This window comes from Veillonella sp., assembly GCF_015058545.1.
In the GTDB taxonomy this organism is placed as follows: domain Bacteria; phylum Bacillota; class Negativicutes; order Veillonellales; family Veillonellaceae; genus Veillonella_A.
Genome location: NZ_SVCB01000113.1, coordinates 1 through 6,114, shown reverse-complemented (window position 1 = coordinate 6,114; position 6,114 = coordinate 1). Strand labels below are relative to the sequence as shown.

General features: G+C 44.4%; 7 protein-coding genes. 2 read left to right on the top strand and 5 right to left on the bottom strand.

Annotated features, from left to right (window positions below):
- A partial coding sequence (locus E7204_RS07650) for a formate--tetrahydrofolate ligase (RefSeq protein ID WP_295183258.1) occupies nucleotides 1-178 on the bottom strand: 178 nt, incomplete at its 3' end.
- 135 nt (nucleotides 179-313) lie between these two features.
- On the bottom strand, nucleotides 314-1,207 hold the full coding sequence (gene ftcD / locus E7204_RS07645; protein ID WP_295183256.1) for a glutamate formimidoyltransferase: 894 nt from the start codon (nucleotides 1,205-1,207) through the stop codon (nucleotides 314-316).
- 215 nt (nucleotides 1,208-1,422) lie between these two features.
- Here ftcD and E7204_RS07640 point away from each other — a divergent pair, with 215 nt between their 5' ends.
- The gene (locus E7204_RS07640; RefSeq protein WP_295183254.1) at nucleotides 1,423-1,992 is read left to right on the top strand and encodes a HutD family protein; all 570 of its coding nucleotides are present in this window, start codon (nucleotides 1,423-1,425) and stop codon (nucleotides 1,990-1,992) included.
- 237 nt (nucleotides 1,993-2,229) lie between these two features.
- On the top strand, nucleotides 2,230-2,970 hold the full coding sequence (locus E7204_RS07635) for a formate dehydrogenase accessory sulfurtransferase FdhD (RefSeq protein WP_295183252.1): 741 nt from the start codon (nucleotides 2,230-2,232) through the stop codon (nucleotides 2,968-2,970).
- Between the two features lie 167 nt (nucleotides 2,971-3,137).
- Here the strand turns inward: E7204_RS07635 and E7204_RS07630 are convergent, their stop codons facing one another.
- The 3 genes from E7204_RS07630 to fdhF all read right to left on the bottom strand — a co-directional run.
- Nucleotides 3,138-3,629, bottom strand: coding sequence for a 4Fe-4S dicluster domain-containing protein (locus E7204_RS07630; RefSeq protein WP_295183250.1), 492 nt, complete (start codon nucleotides 3,627-3,629; stop codon nucleotides 3,138-3,140).
- The gene (locus E7204_RS07625) at nucleotides 3,626-4,156 is read right to left on the bottom strand and encodes a 4Fe-4S dicluster domain-containing protein (protein ID WP_295183248.1); all 531 of its coding nucleotides are present in this window, start codon (nucleotides 4,154-4,156) and stop codon (nucleotides 3,626-3,628) included. Before E7204_RS07625 ends, E7204_RS07630 begins: the two co-directional genes overlap by 4 nt.
- A partial coding sequence (gene fdhF / locus E7204_RS07620; RefSeq protein WP_295183246.1) for a formate dehydrogenase subunit alpha occupies nucleotides 4,153-6,114 on the bottom strand: 1,962 nt, incomplete at its 5' end. The genes fdhF and E7204_RS07625, both read right to left, overlap by 4 nt.

Sequence of the window (6,114 nt, the reverse complement as noted above, 5' to 3'; positions counted from 1 at the left end):
TTACAAGAACTAATTTACCATTCGGTTTATCTTCCAAACGTTTTAATACATCGAGTGAAATTTTAGCTTTATAATGACCATATTGTTCCAATTCTTGTGGCAAAATGCCGCATTCTTCGGCAATTTTGGTAATCGGTTCCATCTGATTGGCTTGCGCAATTTCAATATCGCTGAACATAAATGCACCTCCTGTAGGGCTGTTAATCTTTGATAAATAACTTTATACCCTTTAATTTACACTAAATATGGACTTTTTTCAACTCTCATTGCACAGCGATACGCAATTTAATCGTTGTAAATCATGGAAGCTCTGTTAGTCTAATAATTGTTTTTCCAAAATTTGGTTCATGTCAAAGTTTTCAACTTGTAAATAGTATTCAGCGGCCATCATTAATGCTGCCATAGGTACGGTACCGATGATTTCGCTGCCTACGATGGATACGCCATAGCGTTTAGCTTCCATTTTAATCATTTCGAAAGCTTGATATACGGAGGATTTGTGGTAGTTAACAAGGTTCATGGAAACCTGTACCTGATTGCGTTCTTCCAGCATAACACCCATGGCTTTGACATAGCGTAAACCGCCACCGATATGACGGATTTTTTTAGCAATAGCGTCAGCTACAGCAAGGTCGCTGGTATTTAAGTTAACGTTGAAAGCCACGAGGGATACACGAGCGCCAACGGCAGAGCAGCCGGATTTTTCATTCATTTCGGCCGGACCGTAATCAGGTACCCAGTTAGGGTCTTTAATTTTGTCAAAGAAGCCTTCATATTGGCCTTTACGAACGGAGGCTAAATTACGGCGATCTTCTTTAGTGCAGGCATCTTCGTAAAGATAAACCGGGATCCCCATTTCACCATAGGCTTTACCTACTTTATTAGCAATTTCGACGCATTCTTCCATGGTTACTTCGGAAATCGGTGTAAACGGAACAACGTCAACGGCACCAAAACGCGGATGGGCACCTTCATGAGTACGCATGTCGATGAGTTCAATCGCTACTTTAGCCATATTGATGGCCGCTTCGGTTACCGCTTCAGGCGAACCGATTAAGGTAACTACGGAGCGATTGTGATCGGCATCACTGGAATAATCAAGGATTTTCAAATTGTCAATCTTACGTGCTTCGTCAACGATTTTCTCAACTTTTGCCTTATCGCGACCTTCACTAAAATTTGGAACGAATTCTACTAACTTAGCCATATGATTGCCTCCATTCAAAAAATACAACTTATTCCTCACATATATTTTCCGTACATATATTAGGAACGAAGATTTTATACGTCTAATATACATCAAGAATAACCAAAAAAACATCTAATTTTCAAATTTTAAAAAAACTTTTGAATTTTGACACTTTTTAGACGTAACTGACTTATATTGTATGTAGCGAATAGATGAAACGCTTAGGAGGCGCTATGGAAATTACAGCGATTAGTCGTAAAGACGCCACCACCTCTACTTGGTCCGGTGGTTCCACAACTGAGTTTTATATTTATCCCCCACAAAGCTCTTATAAAGCAAGAGACTTTGAGCTTCGGATAAGTTCCGCTACAGTTGACGTAGAATCGTCTGAATTTACTTTGCTTCCTGGCTATCAACGTCTAATTACTCCGCTAAACAATCAGTTATACCTATCTTTTAAAGAAACAGCAGAAACATACCTATTAAAACCGTACGAAGTAGCTTACTTCGATGGTGCTTATCACACCTACTCCAAGGGGAAAGCAACAGATTTTAATGTTATGTTCCAACAAGGAATGAAGGTTAACTACTCTGTGTTAACTTCTTCTTCTCAACTTAATCCTCTCGAACATAGCTTCCTCTATGTTCCAAATTTACCTTTTGATCCCTCTGCCAAGGCTCAAATAGGTAACCTCCAAATACAACCGGACACACTCTATGTCTTGTCCGCTTGCACGGAGTCGATTCCTTTATTCCTTGAGGATCCTGCTGTCACACTTCTCTTCGTTAATGTATCCTCTTAGGATAGTTTCTTCAAACTTCATCAATATATCCTCTCAGGATAGTCTATACAAACTTCATCTTCTTCACAAACGGCAAAAGCCCTGAGTCTCCACACTTAGGGCTTTTGTTATGCCATTTTTGCATCGTAAATTCCTATAAAAATTGTATAACATGTTGCTATCATGTATAATATAGAAATCAAGTACATTCACATCAGTATTTTGTCCAATCAGAATGAACCAGCAAGGAGGTTTGTCATGTATTCTTTATCTGCTACCAATGATTTTTCCTGTATCGCCTACGAAAAAGGCAAAGGAGCCACCAAAGAGCAGCTTCACATTTCCGATGAAGTTGCCTATAAGCTCTATATTGAAGGGAAACGCATCACGACCTTGATTGCCTCCCCCCATGATTTTCGTGATTTGATTATCGGCTATTGCCTCATGGAAAACCATATTTCACAAGCTGATGAAATCGATCAAATTGACATGGATTCGGAAACGCACCGCATCAATGTAAGCCTTCATCACAATACCTCCTATTACAATGAATCGGCCGCCATAACTCCGCCGGCTGCCAAAACAAATATCACCGTTGACGCCGATGAAATCTGCAATTACGGTGGTCTCCTTGATTCTATTACGAAAGCTCATCACACGTCGCACGGCGTTCATGAAGGGGCCCTCGTAAAAGACGGTAAGGTGGTAGCCTATGCGGAAGATGTAGGCCGTCACAATGTACTGGATCGCCTCTTAGGCATTATTACCACCCAAAAGATTGATACGTCCGACAAAATTTTAATCTTCAGCGGTCGCGTACCGCAGTCGGTCATCAAAAAAGTTCATCGCATCGGTGTACCGATTTTCTGTTCCCGTGCCATGCCGACAGAACTGGGCATCGAATTGGCTCAAAAATATAACATTACCCTCTGTAATGTGTTGCGCCCCGATTCCTTTAAATGTATTACCCATCCGGAACGGATTAAAGGGCTCCAATAATCACCTTTTATCTTATACGTCAAAATGTCCTATCACCTTCAAAATTAAACGGCTCTCCTGTATAGTCGCTTCACAGCGTACTTTACAAGAGAGCCGTTTTATCCTTATAACATCGTTCTGATTATAGCAAAACACAACCAAATATAACAAATTATAACTAAATGTGGTTATGCCGAATGCTCCTGTTTATGTAAAAGCCATGCCTTTAATGTTTCATCGTTCATCAAGGTCAAGGCCTTCTTCGGACACCCTTTGACGCAAGCCGGTGTGCCCGCCTTCGTATCAACGCATAAATCGCATTTAGTGGCCACTACCCGACCGTCTGCTACGGGCGCCATACGGACAGCCCCGAACGGACAAGCCAGTACGCACTCACGACAACCGATACAGCTGTTTTCGTCAATAAAAATCAGCTTGTCGTCCCGTTTATGGATAGCCCCTACGGGACAGGCTGCCATGCAAGAGGCGTTTTCACATTGTTTGCAATGAACAGCAGCTTTCAATTCAGGCTGGCGATAGGTTTTACAACGAGCCCGTTGCAACGGATCATTAAGTTTTACTTCCGTCATCTTTAAATCGTAATGGGATATTATGCATTGACGTTCACACATGCCGCAGCCGATACAAAGATTCACATCGCAGTATACAAACTGATTCATACCTGTCCCTCCTTTACAGCCCATGCATTTAATGCTGTTTGAAGGTTTTTCTTATCCACTGCGTTTTGCACACTGTCTATTTCATAAAAAGTGAGGGCATCCGTCGGACAATGGCTGACACAAGCCGGTACGCCTTCTTCCGTATTGGCACAAAGGTCGCATTTATTAGCTACCACCCGGACAGTCCCTTCGTCGGCTACCGATTTCATTTGAATGGCACCGAACGGACAGGCCATCGTGCATTGCTTACAACCGATACAACGTTCTTCATGCATGAGAATGCTATCCGTGCCTTTTTCCAAAGCCCCTACGGGACACACTTTGACGCACGGCGCATTTTCACACTGATGACATTGCACCGTCATTGTCTTAGTTTTCGTTTTAACTACATGAATACGCGGATAAAAATCTTCGCTCTCAGGATCGGTCGTAAAAATACCATTACCGCGATGAGCCACTACACAAGCTACCATACAAGTACGGCAGCCTATACAAAATAAAGGATTTCCTTTTACAAATCGATTCATACGTTGGCACCTGCCTTTTCTATCCCCATTTTGGACCGAATCAATGCATATTGTGACTGTACATACGCTTCTGCCTCAGCCTGGTCGTCCAGCTTTTCAACACGGCAGGCACAATATTTATATTCCGGCGTTTTACTCTTAGGATCAAGCGCCGTATTCGTCAATTCATTACAAGCACCAATCCACCACTGATAAGTCATGTAGGTCGAACCCGGTTTTACCCGTTCCGTCGGCAAGCAGCGGGTTATGAGACTGCCGCGCCGTGAACGAACACGAACCAAATCGCCTTGAGCCACACCAAGTTCTTCACAGTCTTTAGGATTCATGGCTACCCAACCCGGTTCATCTTCCAGTTTTGCAAGCATGCGGCAGTTACCTGTCATGGTGCGTGCCGAGTAATGCCCCACTTCGCGAACGGTACAGAAAGACATTGGATATTCTTCATCCACTTCTTCTTTAACCGGCTCATAGTCGGTAAAAAGTAAATTCCCACGACCGTCTTCGGTAGCAAAATGGCCACCTTCATGGAGGAACATGGTCCCCTTATCATCCATACTTTCATCATAGCAAGGCCACTGTACGCCGCCCAATGCGTCGATTTTTTCATAGGTGGCGCCGGTGAATTTAGGGGATAACTTACGCATTTCATCCCAAATCTCTTCCGTATTATTGTAATGCATCGGATAACCCATAGCCGTTGCCAGAAGGCTCTGGATTTTCCAATCCGGTTTTACCCCTTCCGGCGGTTCAATGACTTTGCGAACCCGCTGAAAACCGCGGTCACAGCAGGTATAAATGGCGTCATGTTCGCCCCAAGCCGTGGCCGGCAAGAGCACATCCGCATATTCGGACGTTCGGTTCATAAAGATATCCTGCACGATGACTAAATCTATCTGTTTTAACGTTTCACGAATTTCTTCCAAATTAGGGTCCGATTGAGCCGGATCTTCACCGAGAATATAATAGGCGTGAATCCGCTTCTTAGGATCCGGTTCGCCAAGCACATAATCCGGTACTTGCGTTAATTTAATACCCGGTTTGGCCGACAAGGAAACGCCCCAAGCTTTTTCAAATTTAGCGCGTACTTCATCATCCGTCACCGACTGATAACCCGGATATACATCCGGCAGAATACCCATATCGCAGGTGCCCTGTACATTGTTCTGACCGCGTACCGGGCCAACGCCGGTAGCATAATGACCGTAATTGCCCGTCAAAAGTGCCAAATTAGAGCATGCCGCCACACTGTCAACGCCCTGAGAGAACTGAGTAATCCCCATGCCCCAGAGGATAACGGAGTGTTTGGACGATGCATAAAGGCGCGCCGCTTCGCGAATGGCAGACGCACTGACGCCAATCTCTTCAGCCACCGCTTCCGGTGCGTATTTGGCCAGTTTCGGCACAAACTCATCATAGCCGTTCACATGAGCCTTGATAAATTCATCATCCGTCAAATGCTCATCAATAATCGTATAAGCCAGCGCATTGAGGAGCAATAAATTGGTGCCCCCCTTTTGCTGCAAATGAATATCCGCAATACGGGCTGTTTCCGAAATCTGCGGGTCCGCACAAATAATTTTAGCCCCTTTAGCTTTGGCCTTGATAATGCGGCGAGCCACAATCGGATGAGACGTGGCCCCATTATACCCGATATTGAAAATAACCTCCGCATCTTCAATTTCAGGCACGCTGACGGACATGGCACCTTCGCCGATGGATGCTTTTAAGCCGGCTACGGAGGCAGCGTGGCAAATACGCGCACAGTGGTCCACATTATTAGTGCCCACTACGGCACGCATAAATTTTTGCGTAATATAGCCTGCTTCATTCCCCGGACCACGGGCCGAACCGGCCCCCATAACGGAATCAGGACCATATTCTTTAATAATCGCTTTGAGCCGTTCCGCCGTATAAGCAATGGCTTCATCCCAACTCACCGGTTCCAACGGGCTGCCTTT